At 68.6% G+C, this 16,240-nt stretch carries 13 protein-coding genes, 1 tRNA gene and 1 pseudogene; 10 read left to right on the top strand and 5 right to left on the bottom strand.

The window, feature by feature from the left end:
• A pseudogene (locus KBZ04_RS05595) lies at nucleotides 1-262 on the top strand (aminoacyl-tRNA hydrolase); the annotation flags it as partial.
• Here KBZ04_RS05595 and mazG read toward each other — a convergent pair.
• On the bottom strand, nucleotides 222-1,148 hold the full coding sequence (gene mazG / locus KBZ04_RS05590; protein WP_254990946.1) for a nucleoside triphosphate pyrophosphohydrolase: 927 nt from the start codon (nucleotides 1,146-1,148) through the stop codon (nucleotides 222-224). The pseudogene KBZ04_RS05595 and the gene mazG overlap by 41 nt on opposite strands.
• 54 nt (nucleotides 1,149-1,202) lie before the next feature.
• Entirely contained in the window at nucleotides 1,203-2,891 is a 1,689-nt protein-coding gene (locus KBZ04_RS05585; RefSeq protein ID WP_254990945.1) for a SulP family inorganic anion transporter, read from the bottom strand.
• A 635-nt stretch (nucleotides 2,892-3,526) separates the two neighbouring features.
• On the opposite strand from KBZ04_RS05585, the gene KBZ04_RS05580 reads away from it, so the two are divergent.
• The 5 genes from KBZ04_RS05580 (at nucleotide 3,527) to KBZ04_RS05560 (ending at nucleotide 8,029) form a co-directional block, all read left to right on the top strand.
• Complete coding sequence (locus tag KBZ04_RS05580) at nucleotides 3,527-4,528, top strand: sodium-dependent bicarbonate transport family permease (protein WP_254990947.1); 1,002 nt, start codon at nucleotides 3,527-3,529, stop codon at nucleotides 4,526-4,528.
• A gap of 49 nt (nucleotides 4,529-4,577) precedes the next feature.
• Entirely contained in the window at nucleotides 4,578-4,892 is a 315-nt protein-coding gene (locus KBZ04_RS05575; RefSeq protein WP_254990944.1) for a P-II family nitrogen regulator, read from the top strand.
• Between the two features lie 241 nt (nucleotides 4,893-5,133).
• Nucleotides 5,134-6,474, top strand: coding sequence for a cation:proton antiporter (locus KBZ04_RS05570; RefSeq protein WP_254990943.1), 1,341 nt, complete (start codon nucleotides 5,134-5,136; stop codon nucleotides 6,472-6,474).
• Nucleotides 6,475-6,538: 64 nt separating this feature from the next.
• Nucleotides 6,539-7,513, top strand: coding sequence for an arsenosugar biosynthesis radical SAM (seleno)protein ArsS (gene arsS / locus KBZ04_RS05565; protein WP_254990942.1), 975 nt, complete (start codon nucleotides 6,539-6,541; stop codon nucleotides 7,511-7,513).
• Between the two features lie 78 nt (nucleotides 7,514-7,591).
• Nucleotides 7,592-8,029, top strand: coding sequence for an arsenate reductase ArsC (locus tag KBZ04_RS05560; protein WP_254990941.1), 438 nt, complete (start codon nucleotides 7,592-7,594; stop codon nucleotides 8,027-8,029).
• Nucleotides 8,030-8,042: 13 nt separating this feature from the next.
• On the opposite strand, the gene KBZ04_RS05555 is transcribed toward KBZ04_RS05560, so the two are convergent.
• On the bottom strand, nucleotides 8,043-8,909 hold the full coding sequence (locus KBZ04_RS05555; RefSeq protein ID WP_254990940.1) for a DUF547 domain-containing protein: 867 nt from the start codon (nucleotides 8,907-8,909) through the stop codon (nucleotides 8,043-8,045).
• A 25-nt stretch (nucleotides 8,910-8,934) separates the two neighbouring features.
• Nucleotides 8,935-10,908 carry a glycosyltransferase family 2 protein gene (locus KBZ04_RS05550; RefSeq protein WP_254990939.1) on the bottom strand — a complete coding sequence of 658 codons (1,974 nt, stop codon included), beginning with the start codon at nucleotides 10,906-10,908 and terminating at the stop codon, nucleotides 8,935-8,937.
• A gap of 116 nt (nucleotides 10,909-11,024) precedes the next feature.
• Here KBZ04_RS05550 and KBZ04_RS05545 point away from each other — a divergent pair, with 116 nt between their 5' ends.
• Nucleotides 11,025-13,214, top strand: a complete 2,190-nt coding sequence (locus tag KBZ04_RS05545) for an FAD-dependent oxidoreductase (RefSeq protein ID WP_254990938.1) — start codon at nucleotides 11,025-11,027, stop codon at nucleotides 13,212-13,214.
• Between the two features lie 52 nt (nucleotides 13,215-13,266).
• The gene (locus tag KBZ04_RS05540; RefSeq protein ID WP_254990937.1) at nucleotides 13,267-14,361 is read left to right on the top strand and encodes a methyltransferase domain-containing protein; all 1,095 of its coding nucleotides are present in this window, start codon (nucleotides 13,267-13,269) and stop codon (nucleotides 14,359-14,361) included.
• Here KBZ04_RS05540 and KBZ04_RS05535 read toward each other — a convergent pair.
• Nucleotides 14,300-14,860, bottom strand: a complete 561-nt coding sequence (locus tag KBZ04_RS05535; RefSeq protein ID WP_254990936.1) for a metal-binding protein — start codon at nucleotides 14,858-14,860, stop codon at nucleotides 14,300-14,302. The genes KBZ04_RS05540 and KBZ04_RS05535 overlap by 62 nt on opposite strands.
• A gap of 75 nt (nucleotides 14,861-14,935) precedes the next feature.
• Here KBZ04_RS05535 and KBZ04_RS05530 point away from each other — a divergent pair.
• Both KBZ04_RS05530 and KBZ04_RS05525 read left to right on the top strand, forming a co-directional pair.
• Nucleotides 14,936-15,007 (top strand) — tRNA-Val (locus KBZ04_RS05530).
• A gap of 398 nt (nucleotides 15,008-15,405) precedes the next feature.
• The coding region (locus tag KBZ04_RS05525) for a hypothetical protein (protein WP_254990935.1) at nucleotides 15,406-16,240 on the top strand (835 nt) is incomplete at its 3' end.

Here is a 16,240-nt window from a genome sequence, read left to right as displayed (position 1 = left end):
GCGGGCCCTGCGACGGCTGGCCGCCCGGCTCACCCCAGCCGGTCTGGTGGTCGTGGCGGCGGAGCAGCGCTCCCAGTGGCAGAACCGTCAGGCGGCGCAGAAGCGCCTGGTGGAGCTGATCCAGGCGGCGATCGCACCGCCGCCGCTGCCCCGCCGACCGACCAAGCCCAGCCGCGGCTCGGTGGAACGCCGCCTCAAGGCCAAGCGGCAGCGGGGATCGATCAAGAACCACCGGCGGCAGGGTCCACCGGAGGACGGCTAGGGCTCGGCGTCATCTCAGCGCGGATCTGGGCCTTGGCCGCCTGCCAGTGGCCCTCCAGCTCCGCGAGGCTGCGACCGCCCAGATCGCCTCCCAGGGCGGCCTCCACCCGGGAAAATCGGTCGAGGAAGCGGCGGTTGGTGCCGACCAGGCCCTCCTCCGGGTCGAGGCCGCACCAGCGGGCAACGTTCACCAGGGTGAAGAGGACGTCACCCAGCTCCTCCTGGGCGTGGGCCCGGTCGCCACTGGCCACCGCCTCCCGCAGCTCGTCCATCTCCTCCCGCACCTTCGCCCACACGCCCTCGATGGTGTCCCACTCGAAGCCCGCGGCGGCAGCTTTGCGCGAGATGGTCATGGCGCCGGCCAGGGCCGGCTGGCCGCGCACCTTCTCCGCCAACCGGTCGCTGAGGGGGCTGGGGGCCGGTGGCGACGCGTCAGGGCCGGTGGTGGTCCGTTCGCGCTCCTGGCGTTCAGCGACCTTGATCGCCTCCCAGCTGCGGCGCACCGCCTCGGGGTCGTCGGCCCGCTCGGCCGCCGGATCGAACACATGGGGGTGGCGGCGCACCAGCTTCGCCGTGATGGCAGAGGCGACGGCAGCCAGATCGAAGCGCCCCGCTTCGCTGGCGATGCGGGCGTGCAGGACCACCTGCAGCAGCAGGTCGCCCAGCTCTTCAGCCAGGTGATCGTCGTGGCCCTGGCGGATCGCGTCGGCCACCTCGTGGGCCTCCTCCAGCACGTAGGGGATCAGGGTGCTGTGGGTCTGGGCCAGGTCCCAGGGGCAGCCGCCCTGCGGGTCCCGCAGGCGGGCCACGACCGCCACCAGGTCGGCCAGGGCCGCCAGGGTGGTCCCATCGGCATCAGAAGCAGCTAGCGGTCGCGAACCGGACATCACGGGGAAGAAGAACCACGGAGACCATCCTTGGCGATGGCAGCGGCCGCGTGATCAGGCCAGGGCGGCGACCGCCTGCTGCAGGGCGTCGTGGCGGCTGAGGGTGGTGCGCTCCAGGGGAAGCTTGGCGTACAGCCCCAGCTTCTCGAGGCGCTGGCGCGTGGTGCCGCTGGCGCCGACCACGAACACCTGGCGACCCTTCTCGATCGCTTCCTCGACGGCCAGTTCCACCGCCAGGGCCGCAGTGACGCCGAGGTGGGAGACCTCGGTGAGATCGAAGACCACGGCCTTGCAGACGCCGATGGCGTTGTGCTCGCGGCCGATCGCCTTGGCCACCCCGAAGATCATCGCCCCGGTGAGCTGGAACAGCAGCACTTCCCCCTTGCCCTGGTCGAGCAGGGCCTTCTCTTCGGGGTTGAGCAGCAGGTCGCCATCTCCGGTGGAGATCGACTTGACCGACTTGCTCTGCAGCGCGCTCATCTTGTCGATCGTGAGGATGTTGGCGATGAACACGCCGATCCCCACGGCGGCAATCAGGTCCACCAGCACGGTGAGCCCGATCACCAGATACATGATCAGTGCCCCGGTGATCGAGATGCGGTGGGCGCGCTTGAGGAAGCCCCAGTCGACGATGTCGAAGCCCACCTTCAAGGCGATGCCGGCCAGAACGGCCTGGGGGATCTGGGCCGCCAGCCGGGCGCCGGCCAGGATCACCACCATCAGGATCAGGGCACGGCTGATGCCGGAGAGGGCGCTGCGCCCCCCCGCCTGGATGTTGACAACGGTCCCCATGGTGGCGCCGGCACCGGCGATGCCGCCGAACAGACCAGAGACCAGGTTGCCCAGCCCCTGGCCAATCAGTTCCTTGTTGGAGTCATGCTCGGTACGGGTGATGCTGTCGGCGATCACGGCGGTGAGCAGGGCGTCGATGCAGCCGAGCATCCCGAGCACCGCGGCGTCGATCATCATCACCCGCAGCTGGGGCAGGGCGAAGTGGGGCAGATGAAGCGTGGGGAAACCGGAGGCGATCTCACCGATGCGGCGGATGCCCTCGCCGCCCCCGCCCGTGAGCAGGGTGAGGGAGAGGATGGTGCCCAGCACGAGGGCAATCAGCTGTGGCGGGGCCACCTTCTTGACCTTGCCTGGGGTGAACCAGAGGATCGCCAGGGTCACCAGGGCCAGGGTGACTTCAGCGGGGCGGGCATTGGCGAACAGGGACGGCAAGGTGGTGAGGGTGCCCATCACGCCGCCCTTGGGAATGGCCTGACCGAGGAAGGGACCCAGCTGCAGCACCATCAGAATGATGCCGATGCCGCTCATGAAGCCCGAGATCACCGTGTAGGGCATCTGGGTGATGTAGCGGCCCAGCTTCAGCATCCCGAAGATGATCTGGAACACGCCGGCCAGCATCACCACGGTGAAGGCCATGGCCAGGCCGTTTTCCGGATCCTGGGCCGTAAGGCTGGCGATGACGGCGGTCATCACCACCGTCATCGGGCCGGTGGGCTCGGAGATCAGGGTGGGCGTACCGCCGAACAGGGCGGCGAACAGGCCCACCAACACGGCGCCCCAGAGACCGGCGGCGGCACCGGCGCCGGAGGCCACACCGAACGCGAGGGCCATCGGCAGGGCGATCACGGCGGCCGTGACGCCGCCGAAGAGGTCGCCCTTGATGTTTTGGGTGCTGATGTGATTCAGCAGGCGGAAAGGGGGAGGTCCTGGAGGGTCCGAAACAGTTGCCATCACTACAGACTGGTGTGGTGGGCGCAACCATAGGGGTTACTCAGGACGAGTGGGTGTCCTCAGGCGCTGCAGGACGATGGCCGAAGAGAATCGCAATCTTGCCCCATGTTGGTCGGCCCTCCCCGTCGGCGAGTTCCCACCTGCTTGTATCAGGTCCATCCGGCCTGCATCGCGCAGCACCGCCCTTGAATGCGTGCGGACTTGGGATGGAATCTGAAAAGCGATTGATGCTCAGACAAGCGGCACGCAGCCAGAGCATTGCAGAGGACCCGGCATTGCCGTTGCATGCCCAGATGCCCTGGCACGCCTGAGCTCCTGACAGAGCAGGCAGAACCAATTCAGCCAGACCAGGCCTCACTTTTCCTCGACCTAGCCTGCGACCTTGACGGCTCCGAACAGGACGTATGAATGTATGTTTTGTCCTGCCCGTAATCGACAGCAAATACTGAGCTTTCACGACTTTGCTGGGCACATCGTTCGAGCCGGGGCATAACACGTGAAAGGGATGGCTTGCTCGCCCATCAACAGCAGAACGGACGGCGATAACGATGCCTTATGGCTCATATCGCCTCAACGACGACTTCGTGAGCCTGCTACCTTCCACAGACTTCAATCAGGAGCTTCAAACTCACAACGTGAATTTCCTTTCCGACTTCATCCCGCTCTTCCTGGAGCAGTTTCAATCCCCGACCCTCGGATTCCTGATCGGGGGCATCGTCGTCGCCTCACTTGGCAGCCAGCTGGCCATTCCAGATTCGATCTACAAGTTCATCAGCTTCTTCCTGTTGATGAAGATCGGCTTGACTGGCGGGATCGCCATTCGCAACTCCAACCCCTCTGAAATCCTGCTCCCGGCACTCGCAGCGGTAATGGTTGGCATCGCGATCGTTTTCATCGGCCGCTACACCCTGGGCAAACTACCCGGCATCAAAGTGGCCGATGCCGTCGCCACCGGTGGGCTGTTCGGCGCGGTGAGCGGCTCCACCCTGGCGGCGGTGCTGCCGCAACTGGATGCCGCCAAGATTCCCTTCGAGGCCTGGACGGCCGCGCTCTATCCCTTCATGGATATCCCGGCCCTGGTGACAGCGATCGTGGTGGCGAGCGTGTACCTCAGCAAACAAAGCGGCAACGCCTCCGAAAAAGTGGAGATCTGGCCGATCATCAAGGAGAGCCTGCAGAGCTCGGCCGTCACGTCGCTGCTGCTTGGCGTGGCCCTTGGCATTCTCACCAAGCCGGAGCCCGTCTATGACAGCTTCTTCAACCCGCTGTTCCGCGGTTTCCTCGCGGTTCTGATGATCATCATGGGAATGGAGGCCGCCCAGCGCATGAACGAGCTCCGCAAGGTGGCCCAGTGGTTTGCCATCTACGCCTTCATTGCCCCCATCCTGCATGGCTTTCTGGCCTTCGGCCTTGGCCTCATCATTCACAAGATCACCGGCTTCAGCATCGGTGGCGCCGTCGTGCTGGCGGTGATCGCTGCATCCAGCTCGGATATCTCAGGCCCGCCCACCCTTCGTGCCGGCATCCCGTCGGCGAATCCCTCGGCCTACATCGGCGCTTCCACCGCCATCGGCACCCCCGTGGCGATCGCCATCTGCATCCCGCTGTTCATTGGGCTTGCCGAGATGCTGGGATGATCATCAGTCGTTAAACTTTCAAATCCACAATCAACCCGAGGCTAAGGTCGTGAGTCAACAGGTCTGGAAGCTGGTGATCGTTGCAGAGGAAATCCTCTCCAAGAAACTCATCAAGCTCATCAAGGCGGCAGGGGCCACCGGCTACACCGTCAATGCAGCAGGAGGCGAAGGCAGCCGCAATGTGCGCTCCACGGGAGAACCGAGTGTGTCGCACACCCTCGCCAACGTAAAAATTGAAGTACTCACCGGCACCCGCGAGCTGGCCGACGAAATCACCCGAGCGATCGAAGCCAAGTATTACGCGGACTTCTCTATCATCACGTACATCTACCAGGTGGAAGCCCTGCGCGATCACAAGTTCTGATCCAGCAGGATCCCTGTCTGCCAGGGCGGGACAGGGCTTTTCAATGGCGCTGGCTGCCGAGGCAACCTCTGGTCCCATGGCCCGCTCGGCCCTCGGCTCCGCCTCTCCGTCCCGATCGATCACCGGCATCGATCACCACCACTGATCGGATGGATCACGGTCTCCTGTGGATTCTGGCTCCATTCAGCCAACCAATCGCCCTTGATTCCACTAAAACTGCTCCCACCCCCAAGGCCACCGGATGAATTTTTTGCCCACGCTGCTGATGGAAGTCGGCAGCCACCAGGTTGAAGTGACGGAAACCCTGATCGGGGTTGGCCGCTTTCTCGTGATTTTCGTGGCGGCCCGCTTCATGGCCGAGCTGATGGTGCGCCTCCAGCTGCCCACCATCCTCGGCGAACTGGTCGCCGGGGTCGTGATCGGCGCCTCCGGTCTGCACCTGGTGGTGCCCCCCGAAGCCCAGGCCCAGCTGAGCGGGGCGGTGCTCGGGCTGCTGAGCTCCCTGGGCGGCATGACCCCGGAGTCCGTCAGTTCGCTCTACCGCGAGACCTTTTCCAGCCTGACGGTGGTGGCCGAGATCGGCCTGTTTTCCCTGCTGTTCCTGACGGGCCTGGAAAGCGAGCTGGATGAACTCGTGGCCGTGGGCGTCCAAGCCGGCACCGTGGCCTTCACAGGCGTGGTGCTGCCCTTTGCCGCCGGCACCGCTGGCCTCTACTACCTCTTCCATGTGGCGTTCATCCCGGCCGTCTTCGCCGGTGCCGCCATGACGGCCACCTCGATCGGCATCACGGCGAGCGTGTTCGGCGAGCTGCAGTGGCTGAAGCGCAAGGAGGGCCAGATCGTCATCGGCGCCGCCGTGCTCGATGACATCCTCGGCATCGTGATCCTGGCGGTGGTGGTGTCCCTGGCCGGTGGCGGCTCCTTCACCCTCGGCCCGGTCGTGCAGCTGTGCGTCGCGGCGGTGATCTTCGTGGCCGTCGCCCTGGTGCTCAGCCGCTTCGCCGCCCCCGCCTTCGACTGGGTGGTGGATCAGCTCAAGGCCCCCGGTGATGTGGCGGTGGCCAGCTTCGTGGTGCTCACCCTCTGCTGCTTCGCCGCCCAGGCGATCGGCCTCGAGGCCGCCCTGGGGGCCTTCGCCGCCGGCCTGATCCTCAGCGCCTCCAGGCACACCCACGACATCGAAGCCGCCGTCAAACCCCTGGTGGCCCTGTTCGCCACGGTGTTCTTCGTGCTGATCGGCACCGGCATGGACCTCTCGGTGCTCAACCCCTTCGATCCCGCCAACCGCGAGGGGCTGGTGGTGGCCCTGTTCCTGCTGGTGGTGGCCGTGGCCGGCAAGGTGGCCGCCGGCTGGACGTACACCAGCAAGGATCCCACCAACCGCCTTGTGGTGGGTCTGGGGATGATGCCCCGCGGCGAGGTGGGTCTGATCTTCCTGGGTCTGGGAACCCAGGCCAACATCCTCACTCCGGCCCTCGAAGCCGCCATCCTGTTGATGGTGATCGGCACCACCTTCCTGGCCCCGATTCTGCTGCGGCTCGGGATCGGTGGTCAGACAGAGGCGGCACCTCAGCCCAGCTGAGCCGCCTCCAGGCCCATCCGATTCGCCGCCCTGCCGGTACCTCCGGTATCCATCCCCTTGATCCATGGGCGTTGCCGATCTGAACGGCCCCACCACCACCCTGGCCCCGCCGTTCCCGGCCCTGCGCCGCGGCCGGCTCGACACCCTGCAGGTGAACCTGGGCTATCGCTGCAACCAGAGCTGCAGCCACTGCCATGTGAACGCCGGCCCCAGCCGCACCGAAATGATGGATCCGGCCACCATCGCCCTGGTCCCGGCGGTGCTGCGGGCCCGGGCGATCACCAGCCTGGATCTCACCGGCGGCGCGCCCGAGCTGCACCCCGGCTTCCGTGACCTGGTACGCCAGGCCCGGGGGCTGGGGGTGGCGGTGATCGACCGGTGCAACCTCACCATCCTCAGTGAACCCGGCCACGGGGACCTGGCCGCCTTCCTGGCCCAGCAGGGGGTGAAGGTGGTGGCCTCCCTGCCCTGCTACCTCGCCGACAACGTCGACCGGCAGCGCGGTGATGGGGTGTTCGAGCGCAGCCTCGCGGGCCTGCACCAGCTCAACGCCCTCGGCTACGGCGATCCCGACGCAGGCCTGGAGCTGGATCTGGTGTACAACCCCCAGGGCCCCAGCCTGCCGCCGCCCCAGGCCGCCCTGGAGGCCGACTACCGGCGGGAGCTGGCCGATCGCTTCGGCCTGCGCTTCAACCGCCTGTTCACGATCACCAACATGCCCATCCAGCGCTTCGCCGCGGTGCTGCGCCAGCAGGAGCAGCTGGAGGGCTACATGGCCTTGCTGCGCCAGCACCACAACCCGGCCAACCTGGCCCAGGTGATGTGCCGCTCCACCCTCAGCGTCGACTGGCAGGGCTTCCTCTACGACTGCGACTTCAACCAGATGCTCGACCTGCCGGTCGGCGGCGGCAGTGGCCCGCGGGCCCACCTGCGGCAGTTGCTGGATGAGGACCCCGGTGGTGAGCCGATCGCCGTGGCCGACCACTGCTTCGGCTGCAGCGCCGGCGCCGGCTCCAGCTGCGGGGGCGCCCTGAGCTGAGGCCCCGCGGGCCGCCCAGACACCCCCCTCGATCGAGTGATCGAACGGAATCCTTCTTTTTCGACCATGACCCAACCGATGACAACCACACGATGGCGGGTGCTGGTGGTCTGCACCGGCAACTCGGCGCGCAGCATCATGGCCGAAGCCCTCTTCCAGACCCTGGGCGCGGGAACGATCGAGGTCGTCAGCGCCGGCAGTGCCCCAACGGGTCGGGTCCATCCCCTGGCCCTGGAGCAGATCAGCCGCCTTCCCGTCGACCCCTCCCGGTTCGGCAGCAAGAGCCTGGCCTCGGTGCTGGAGGCGGAGACGACGCCGTTCGATCTGGTGGTCACGGTCTGCGACCACGCGGCCGAGAGCTGCGGCACGTTCCCGGGGGACCCGGCCAGACTGCACTGGGGCCTGGCCGATCCAGCCGCCCACCTGGAACCTCAGCAGGCCCGCCAGGCCTTCTCCGCCTGCTTCGATGAGCTGTCCGAACGCATCGGTGCCCTGCTGAACGAGCCGATGGCCTGACCATGGCGACGGCTCAGCGGCTCTGGCGATTCAGGTCCCAGTTGTAGGGGAGGTAGGCGAAGCGGTAGTCGCCGCCAAGGATCAGGGCGCGCTCCGCGGCGGGGCGGTAGCGGGCGATGAAGCGCAGCACGGCGCTTTGCGCCTCGTGGCCCGGCACGGGCTCCGCCTGTGGATCGGCCCGCTGCCAGTCCTCGGCGAACCACTGGAAGATCTGGGATATCTGCAGCGTTCCTGCGGCCCGGTCGATCACCAGGCCCACGGGGCTGGCAAGCCAGCGGGTGGTCTGATCCTCCAGTTGCCGGTCGAGGGCCGGGCCTGTGAAGGCCTCCTGCCGCAGGGGCGGGCAGCTGATGGCGGCGCACACCAGGGCCGCGTGGATGCGGGGCTCGTTGTACTCGCGCCGCAGGATCTCGTGCTCGATCGCATCGAGGGTGAGGCCACGGCCCATCAGCTGGTGGCGGCGGAATTTCCACACGCCGGGGATAGCCTTGATGCTGGGCCGGATCGGATCGTTCTCGATGATCGCGCGCAGGGTGAAGCCGTTGTAGGCGTTGATCAGCAGGGCGATCTGCTCCGCCTCCGGCCAGGAGGCGAAGCGCTCGGGCGCCAGGGCGCCCAGCGCCGCGAGGTAGCGATCGAGCTGGGCCGGATCCCGCTGCAGGGCGGCGTAATCCACCAGGCCCTGGCCATCCACCACCGACCGCAGCACCGCGTTGAAGGGGGCTGGATCGAGGCGGGGCTGGGGGGCGGTGGCCGCCGGGGACGGGCGGCTCGCATCGGCAGACGCCCACGGGGCCGGCCCGGCTCCGCAGCCCGTGGCGGTGATCAGCACCAGGCCGCAGGCCAGCAGCAGCGGGGTGCGGGAACGGGCACGGACCATGGCGAGGCGGAAGAACTGCAGGGATTTACCGGCCAGGGGCCGATTCGGTTCGATCCCGGGCGCTGAGCAGCAGCCCCAGCAGCAGGGGCAGCCACAGCAGCAGCCGCTCCGGGGTGGTGAGCTGCCAGTCGGGCAGGCGCGAGGGCAGCACGAAATAGACGAAGGCCGAGAGGCTCACCAGCCGCGCCCCCCAGTTCTGGCTGGGCACGGCGAAGGGCATCAGCCAGATGAAGTACCAGGCGTGCACCACCGGCGAGAGCAGCAGCAGGGCCAGCAGGTAGCGCCAGGCGAAGACCCCCAGCCGGGCGCTGGTGGCGAGCAGCACCAGGAGCACCAGCAGCAGCAGCAACCCATGCACCGCATTGGTCTGCAGGGTCCAGGGCCAGAGCTGGCCGATCCAGTGCGGCAGCCACTCGGCGCTGCGGCCGTGGCGGATGAAGCTGGAGCCGGTGGGCAGCAGCGGACAGCTGCTCAGACCGCAGAACAGGGAGGCCCCCAGCAGCAGCGGCGCCAGCCCCAGCAGCAGGGTGGCGAGCACCGGAGCGGGCCGCCGGAACCGGCGCCAGCGGCTCCAGGCCCGTTGCAGCAGCAGCGGCAGGGTGATCCACTTCAGGGCCACGCTCAGCCCCAGCAGCAGGTCGATGCAGGCCTGGGGGCGTGGCCCCTGGGGTGGGGGGTCCCGCTCGGCCAGCAGCCAGCCGGCCACCAGCGGCAGCAGGAACCAGCTGTCGTAGTGCCCGCCGCCGCTGATCCCGGCGATCACCAGCGGATTCCAGGCGTAGAGGGTCGCTCGTGCCGTTCCGAAGCGGGCGGCGAGCAGGCCGGCGATGGCCAGGTCGGCGGCCGCGAACGACAGCTTGAACAGCAGCACCTGCTGGGCCACGGCGGCATGCAGCCGGAACAGCAGCTGCGCCAGGGGCGGGTAGATGGCGGTGGTGTCGGGGTGGTTGATCGACGACCACCAGGGCGTGCGCAACCCCTCCAGCGCGGCGGCGTCCGGTGGCAGCGCGTAGGGGCTGAACCCCTGCAGCTGGATCCCCCCCTCCCAGAGGTACCGCCAGATGTCATCGCCGGGCTCCATCGCCAGCAGGACCAGCCGCGTCAGCACCGCCACGGCCCAGAACAGGGCCCGGGGGATGGTGGGCAGCAACCAGGACAGGGCGAAACCCAGCCCCATCACCACGGCCGCCCGCCAGAACGGCAGCAGCTGGGAGGCGTCGAACAGGTCGCCGTGGGGGCGCATCAACAGCGCTCCGCCGATCAGCAGCAAGGCACTGGCCGGCAGCAGCAGGCGCCGCAGCCACAGCAGGACCAGGGTGGTGAGGATCACCCATCCGGCCCGGAGGCTGGCGCCCCAGCGCCCGGAAATCTTCGAAGCGCCGGCCAGGCGCGGGCGATGGGAAATGGGCACCTCGCGGATGCGCAGGCCCAGCTCGATGGCCCTTACCTGCATCTCCAGGGTCCAGCCATAGCCCCGGTCGCGCAGGGCCATCGCCTCGAAGGCCTGGCGCCGCACCAGCCGCAGCGGCCCCATGTCCCGGTAGCGGAACCCCCAACCCAGGCCGATCAGCGTCGTGGCCAGCCGGTTGCCGCCCCGCTGCAGGGGGGTCAGCGAGGCCCGCCCCACGGCGGTGGCGGTGCGGTCGCCGAGCAGCAGGTCGTGGTCGTCGATGAGCTCCAGGAAGCGGGGCAGTTCCTCGATCGGATCGCCGCCATCGCCATCGCAGAACAGCAGCCAGTCCACGTCGGGAGCGAGCTGGAGGCACCCCTGCCAGCAGGCCCGCCCGTAGCCAGGACGGGGTTCGCTGAGCACCTCCGCCCCCAGCCGCCGGGCGATGGCGGCGGTGTCATCGCGGCTGCCGTTGTCGACCACCCGGATGCGGTCGAGCCCCTCGCGGCGCAGCTGGCCGATGACGTGGCCGATCGTCTCGCGTTCGTCGCGCGCCGGAATCACCACCTGGATGGCCCCCATCGCCATGGCCGGTTCCGGGTTGGGCATGGAATTCCCCTGCTGACGAACGTACCGGCGAATGGATCGAATGGATGGCCGCCCACCCGGGGCCGGGGCCATCCGAAACGCCGGCTCGCCGGTAGGAGGGGGGAACGGCTTTTCCCATGGCCCCACTGCTCTCCCCTTCCCGCTGGCGCCAGCTGCTGCTGCTCGCCGCCATCGCCCTGGCGGTGGTCCTGTTCTTCGCGCTGGGCCTGCACCGCCAGCTCACCCTGGAGGCCCTCCAGAAGGCCCATGGCACCCTGCTGGAGCAGCGTCGCCAGGCTCCGCTTTTGGTGGCGGGCGCCTATCTGCTGCTGTACGTGCTGGTGGCGGCCCTGTCGCTGCCGGGGGCCGCGGTGCTCACCCTGGCCGGCGGGGCGATCTTCGGGGTGGGGCTCGGCACCCTGCTGGTGTCGTTCGCCTCCAGCATCGGCGCCCTGCTGGCCTTCCTGGTGGCCCGCACCCTGCTGCGGGAACCGGTGCGGCGACGCTTCGCCCGCCAGCTGGCGCCGATCGAGGCGGGGGTGGCGCGCGATGGGGTGCTCTATCTGCTCAGCCTGCGGCTGGCGCCGGTGTTCCCTTTCTTCCTGGTGAACCTGCTGATGGCGCTGACGCCGATGCGGGCGGCCAGCTTTTACCTCACCAGCCAGATCGGCATGCTGCCGGGCACGTTCGTGTACGTGAACGCCGGCACCCAGCTGGCCCAGCTGCGCGGGCTGGGCGGCATCCTCAGCCCGCCGCTGCTGGGGTCCCTGCTGCTGCTGGCCCTGTTCCCCTGGCTGACCAAGGCGGCCCTGGCCCGCTGGCAGACCTGGCGGCTCTACAGCCCCTGGCAGCGGCCACGCCGCTTCGATCGCAACCTGATCGTGATCGGCGCCGGCGCGGCAGGACTGGTGACCTCCTACATCGCCGCCACCGTCAAGGCGCGGGTGACCCTGGTGGAGCGCGGCGCCATGGGCGGCGACTGCCTCAACACCGGCTGCGTGCCCAGCAAGGCGCTGATCAGTTCAGCGCGGCTGGCGGCGCGCATGCGCCGCGCCGACCGCTATGGCCTCGAGCCGGTGGAGCCGCGGCTGAGCGTGCGCCAGGTGTTGGCGCGGGTGGCCGCCAAGGTGGAGGCGATTGCGCCCCACGACAGCGTCGAGCGCTACGAGGGCCTGGGGGTGGAGGTGCTCCGCGGCCAGGCCCGCCTTCTCGATCCCTGGACCGTGGCGATCCGGGATCAGGCTGGCGCCGAGCGGCGGCTGACGGCCCGCGCCATCGTGCTCGCCACCGGCGCCGAGCCGGTGCGGCCCGACTGGCCCGGGAGCGAGGCGGTGCCCCTGCTGACCAGTGAAACCGTGTGGGACTGGCTGGCCCACTGCCCGCTGGAGCAGCCACGGCTGGCGGTGCTGGGGGGCGGGCCGATCGCCTGCGAACTGGCCCAGGCCCTGGCCCAGCTGGGCCTGCCGATCACCCAGATCCAGCGCAGCAAGCGCCTGCTGCGCAAGGAGGACGCCGATGTGGCCGCCGAGGTGCGGCAGGCCCTGGAGAAGGACGGCGTGACCCTGCACATGGACACCGAGGTGCTCGGCTTCGAGCGGGATCCCGCCCCCGGCGGGGCGGTGAGGGTGCTGGTGCGACAGGGGGAGGAGGAGCGGGCGATCGCCTGCGATGCCGTGCTCTGCGCCCTGGGCCGCCGCGCCCGGCTGCAGGGCTACGGCCTCGAGGAGCTCGGCATCCCCACCGGCGCCACGATCACCACCAACGCCTTCCTGCAGACGCTCTACCCCAACATCTACGCCGCCGGCGATGTAGCCGGGCCGTTCCAGTTCACCCACACCGCCGCGCACCAGGCCTGGTATGCGGCGGTGAACGCCCTGTTCGGCCAGCTGCGCTCCTTCCAGGTGGACTACCGCGTGATCCCGCGCACCACGTTCACCGACCCGGAGGTGGCCACGGTGGGGCTCACCGAGGCCGAGGCGGCGGCCCGGGGGGTGGCGGTGGAGGTGACGCGCTTCCCCCTGCACGAGCTCGATCGCGCCATCGTCGAGAGTGCCGAGCAGGGTTTCGTGAAAGTGCTCACATCACCCGGCAGCGACCGGATCCTCGGCGCCACGATCGTGGGCGAGCACGCCGGCGAACTGCTGGCCGAGATCGTGCTGGCCATGAAATGGGGTCTGGGATTGGGCAAGATCTTCGGGACGATCCACGCCTATCCCACCCTGGCCGAGGCCAACAAATACACCGCCGGTGTCTGGAAGAAGCAGCGGGTACCCCAGCACCTGCTGCCCTGGCTACGCCGTTACCACGCCTGGCGGCGCCAAGGCTGAGCCCCCGCGCACCGCGACACACCGCCCCCACCTACCCCGCGACCCCTCCCCGATGACCAGCACCACCGATCTGCACCGCAGCGTTCAGGAGTACTACGGCTCCACCCTCAGCAGCAGCGCCGACCTGCGCACCAGCGCCTGCTGCGATGCCAGCAGCGTGCCGCCGCCGCTGCGGCCCCTGCTGGCCCGGATCCACCCCGAGGTGCTGAGCCGCTACTACGGCTGCGGCCTGGTGGCGCCGCCGCTGCTCGAAGGCCTGCGGGTGCTCGACCTGGGCTGCGGCAGCGGCCGCGACGTGTACCTGCTGGCCCAGCTGGTGGGGGCCAGCGGGGCGGTGGTGGGCGTCGACATGACGCCGGAGCAGCTGGAGGTGGCCCGGCGCCACGCCGACCACCACGCCGAGGTGTTCGGCTACGCCAACGCGCGTTTCCTGGAGGGCCGGATCGAGCAGCTCGACCAGCTGCCCCTGGAGCCCGGCAGCTTCGATCTGGTGATCTCCAACTGCGTGGTCAACCTGTCGGCCGACAAGCTGGCGGTGCTCAACGGGGTGCGGCGGCTGCTCAAGCCCGGCGGTGAGTTCTTCTTCGCCGACGTCTATGCCGACAGGCGCGTGCCCGAGGCCCTGCGCCACGACCCGGTCCTGCACGGCGAATGCCTCAGCGGTGCCCTCTACTGGAACGACTTTCTGCGGCTGGCGCGCCAGTCCGGCTTCGCCGATGCCCGCCTGGTGGCCGACCGGCCCCTTGAGATCACCGACCCGGAGCTGGCCGCCCGCACCGGCGCCATCCGCTTCTTCTCCGCCACCTACCGGCTGTTCCAGATCGAGGCCCTGGAGGACGCCTGCGAAGACCACGGCCAGGCGGTGATCTACCGCGGCAGCATCGCCGGCCACTCCGACGCCCTGCCCTTCGACAAGCACCACCACATCGAGGCCGGCCGGGTGTTTCCCGTCTGCGGCAACACCTTCCGCATGCTGGCCGAGAGCCGGCTGGCGCCCCACTTCGAGTTCATCGGCGATTTCAGCCGCCACTACGGCCTGTTCGAGGGCTGCGGCAGCGCCCTCCCCTTCGACGGGGGAGTCGCCCCTAGCGCCGACGGGCCCGCGCCCGAGGCGGCGGCCGCCGCCACCAGCGGCTCCTGCTGCTGAGGCGCCGCCCCAGGGCGCGCAGGGGCCGCGGCAGCCGCGGGATCGGATCGCCGTCCTGGAGCAGGTGCAGCCAGCTGCTGGCCTCCAGGCCCACGAAGGCGGCAAGCAGCAGGGGTCGCTGGGCGCCCCAGAGCTCCCGGCCCCGCTGCACTACCACGCCAGGCGGTGGGGCGCCCAGGGGTTCAAGGGCGGCGCAGGCGAGCAGCACCAGCGCGGCCAGCCACAGCAGCCGCAGGCTGGTGCCCATCAGGGGGCTGTGGGAGAGCAGGGAGCGGTGGCTGAGCAGACGCCGGTAGGGCCACCACACCAGCCGCAGCGGCCCCCAGCGGCGGGTGGCGTTGGAGTGGGTGTCGAGGTCGGGGGAGAGCCAGAGGCCGCCGAGCAGGAAGGCGCCGCTGGCGACGGCCACCCCCGTCGGCCCCAGGGCCGGCCACCAGAGCAGCCCGAACGGCAAGGCCAGGCGCCGGATGGCGCGATCGTGGCGGCGGCCGCTGGCCATGGCCGGGCTCCGGACGCTGCCGGCAAGGTACCGGCCACCGGCCACCGGCGCCCCTTCCGCCAGAATGGCTCCACCGCCCGATTAGCTCAGCGGTAGAGCGCCTGCCTTACAAGCAGGATGTCGCTGGTTCGAAACCGGCATCGGGCATTGCCAGAAACAAGTGGGGATCTGGGGATTTGGCCAGTCCTGCCCGGCCCTCTGGGCTTAGAGTCTCATCGGTCAAGACACGTCAGAACCCAGCTGAAACGGTCGGCATCCGCCAGAATTTCACGCAGATTTCACGCGCGCTGAAACCGATGGTCCGAGCTCGCCCTCAGTGGCTGGCCGATCTGAGCCGGGGCTTCAAGCGCCATCGAGGTGGTCGGCCGGGCTGGTCAGTCGAGGTCATGCGCGATCGCCTGAGGATCGTGAGTGCCGAACTACCTCCACGCCCCGAGGACCCTCAGGAGGAAGGGGGGAAGCGTCGATCCGTCACCCTCAGCACCCCGCCAGGTCCGGCAACGTCTGCGGCGGCCCTGGCTGAGTGCTGCCGCCTGTACGACTCGGTGGTGGCGGGCGAGTGGCATTGGCCTGATCCGGCAGCGGAGCCCACCATTGACGATCCTCAGAGGCTCAGCAGCGCCAACCTCCAACGGCTGACCGTGAAGCTTCGGGCGGCCCTGGTGGGAGAGAAGATCCAGGAGGGCTCCTGGGAGCGGGCCTATCAGCCCTATCTGCAGCGCGTGGTTGCCGCAGCCAGTGAACGGCGTTGGGAGGATGACTTCAAGCTGCTGGAAGCTGTGCTGCGCCAATGGGAGCCGAACAGCCGATCGAGACAGATGGCTCATGACAGGTGCCGTCGTCTTTGGAAGGAGGCTGGCTGGACATGGCCGAGTGAGCTGGGGACCTTGCGGGGGAACGGCAAAGTAGCCGCCAATCCCGATGGAGTCAGGGCCTTCACAGACGAGGAGCTCGCTGAGCTGCGGGCACGGATTAATAGGAGCCAGAAGCTCACCCCAGCCGATCTGGTGGCCTGGGATTGCGTGATCTGCTTCGGCCTACGGCCTGCTGAGCTGAAAGGGCTGGAACTACAAGCGGATGACGGGCTGCCATTGGCACAGGTCAACTGGCTGAAGAAGAGCAGCAAGGGATCCAGTAGTTCCCGGACGGTCCCAGCTGTACCTCCGAAAGGCTGGCCTGCAGATTGCTTCGACGTAGTACTGCGATGGAAGCAGCATGGTCTTCCTGCAGGGATGGTGGCAGCACGTAGTCCTGGGGAAGTACTGACACAACAACTACGAAGGCTGAGGGCGCAAACACCAGAGAAGATGGACATTGATCAAGAACTGACGGCCTATAGCTGCAGACACGCCTTTGCACTACGTCTTGCCCAGCGGCTTG

Origin of the sequence: Cyanobium sp. N5-Cardenillas, from assembly GCF_024345515.1 — a bacterium.
GTDB lineage: Bacteria > Cyanobacteriota > Cyanobacteriia > PCC-6307 > Cyanobiaceae > Cyanobium.
Note: the sequence above shows the minus strand (reverse complement) of the source record. Positions and strands in the feature narration are given on the sequence as shown.

What these genes read in the sequence shown, in the direction of transcription:
- KBZ04_RS05550 (WP_254990939.1), bottom strand. Translation starts at nt 10,908, where the DNA reads ATGCCCAACCCGGAACCGGCCATGGCGATGGGGGCCATCCAGGTGGTG.
- KBZ04_RS05555 (WP_254990940.1), bottom strand. Translation starts at nt 8,909, where the DNA reads ATGGTCCGTGCCCGTTCCCGCACCCCGCTGCTGCTGGCCTGCGGCCTG.
- KBZ04_RS05540 (WP_254990937.1), top strand. Translation starts at nt 13,267, where the DNA reads ATGACCAGCACCACCGATCTGCACCGCAGCGTTCAGGAGTACTACGGC.
- arsS (WP_254990942.1), top strand. Translation starts at nt 6,539, where the DNA reads ATGGGCGTTGCCGATCTGAACGGCCCCACCACCACCCTGGCCCCGCCG.
- KBZ04_RS05535 (WP_254990936.1), bottom strand. Translation starts at nt 14,860, where the DNA reads ATGGCCAGCGGCCGCCGCCACGATCGCGCCATCCGGCGCCTGGCCTTG.
- KBZ04_RS05545 (WP_254990938.1), top strand. Translation starts at nt 11,025, where the DNA reads ATGGCCCCACTGCTCTCCCCTTCCCGCTGGCGCCAGCTGCTGCTGCTC.
- KBZ04_RS05585 (WP_254990945.1), bottom strand. Translation starts at nt 2,891, where the DNA reads ATGGCAACTGTTTCGGACCCTCCAGGACCTCCCCCTTTCCGCCTGCTG.
- mazG (WP_254990946.1), bottom strand. Translation starts at nt 1,148, where the DNA reads ATGTCCGGTTCGCGACCGCTAGCTGCTTCTGATGCCGATGGGACCACC.
- KBZ04_RS05570 (WP_254990943.1), top strand. Translation starts at nt 5,134, where the DNA reads ATGAATTTTTTGCCCACGCTGCTGATGGAAGTCGGCAGCCACCAGGTT.
- KBZ04_RS05560 (WP_254990941.1), top strand. Translation starts at nt 7,592, where the DNA reads ATGACAACCACACGATGGCGGGTGCTGGTGGTCTGCACCGGCAACTCG.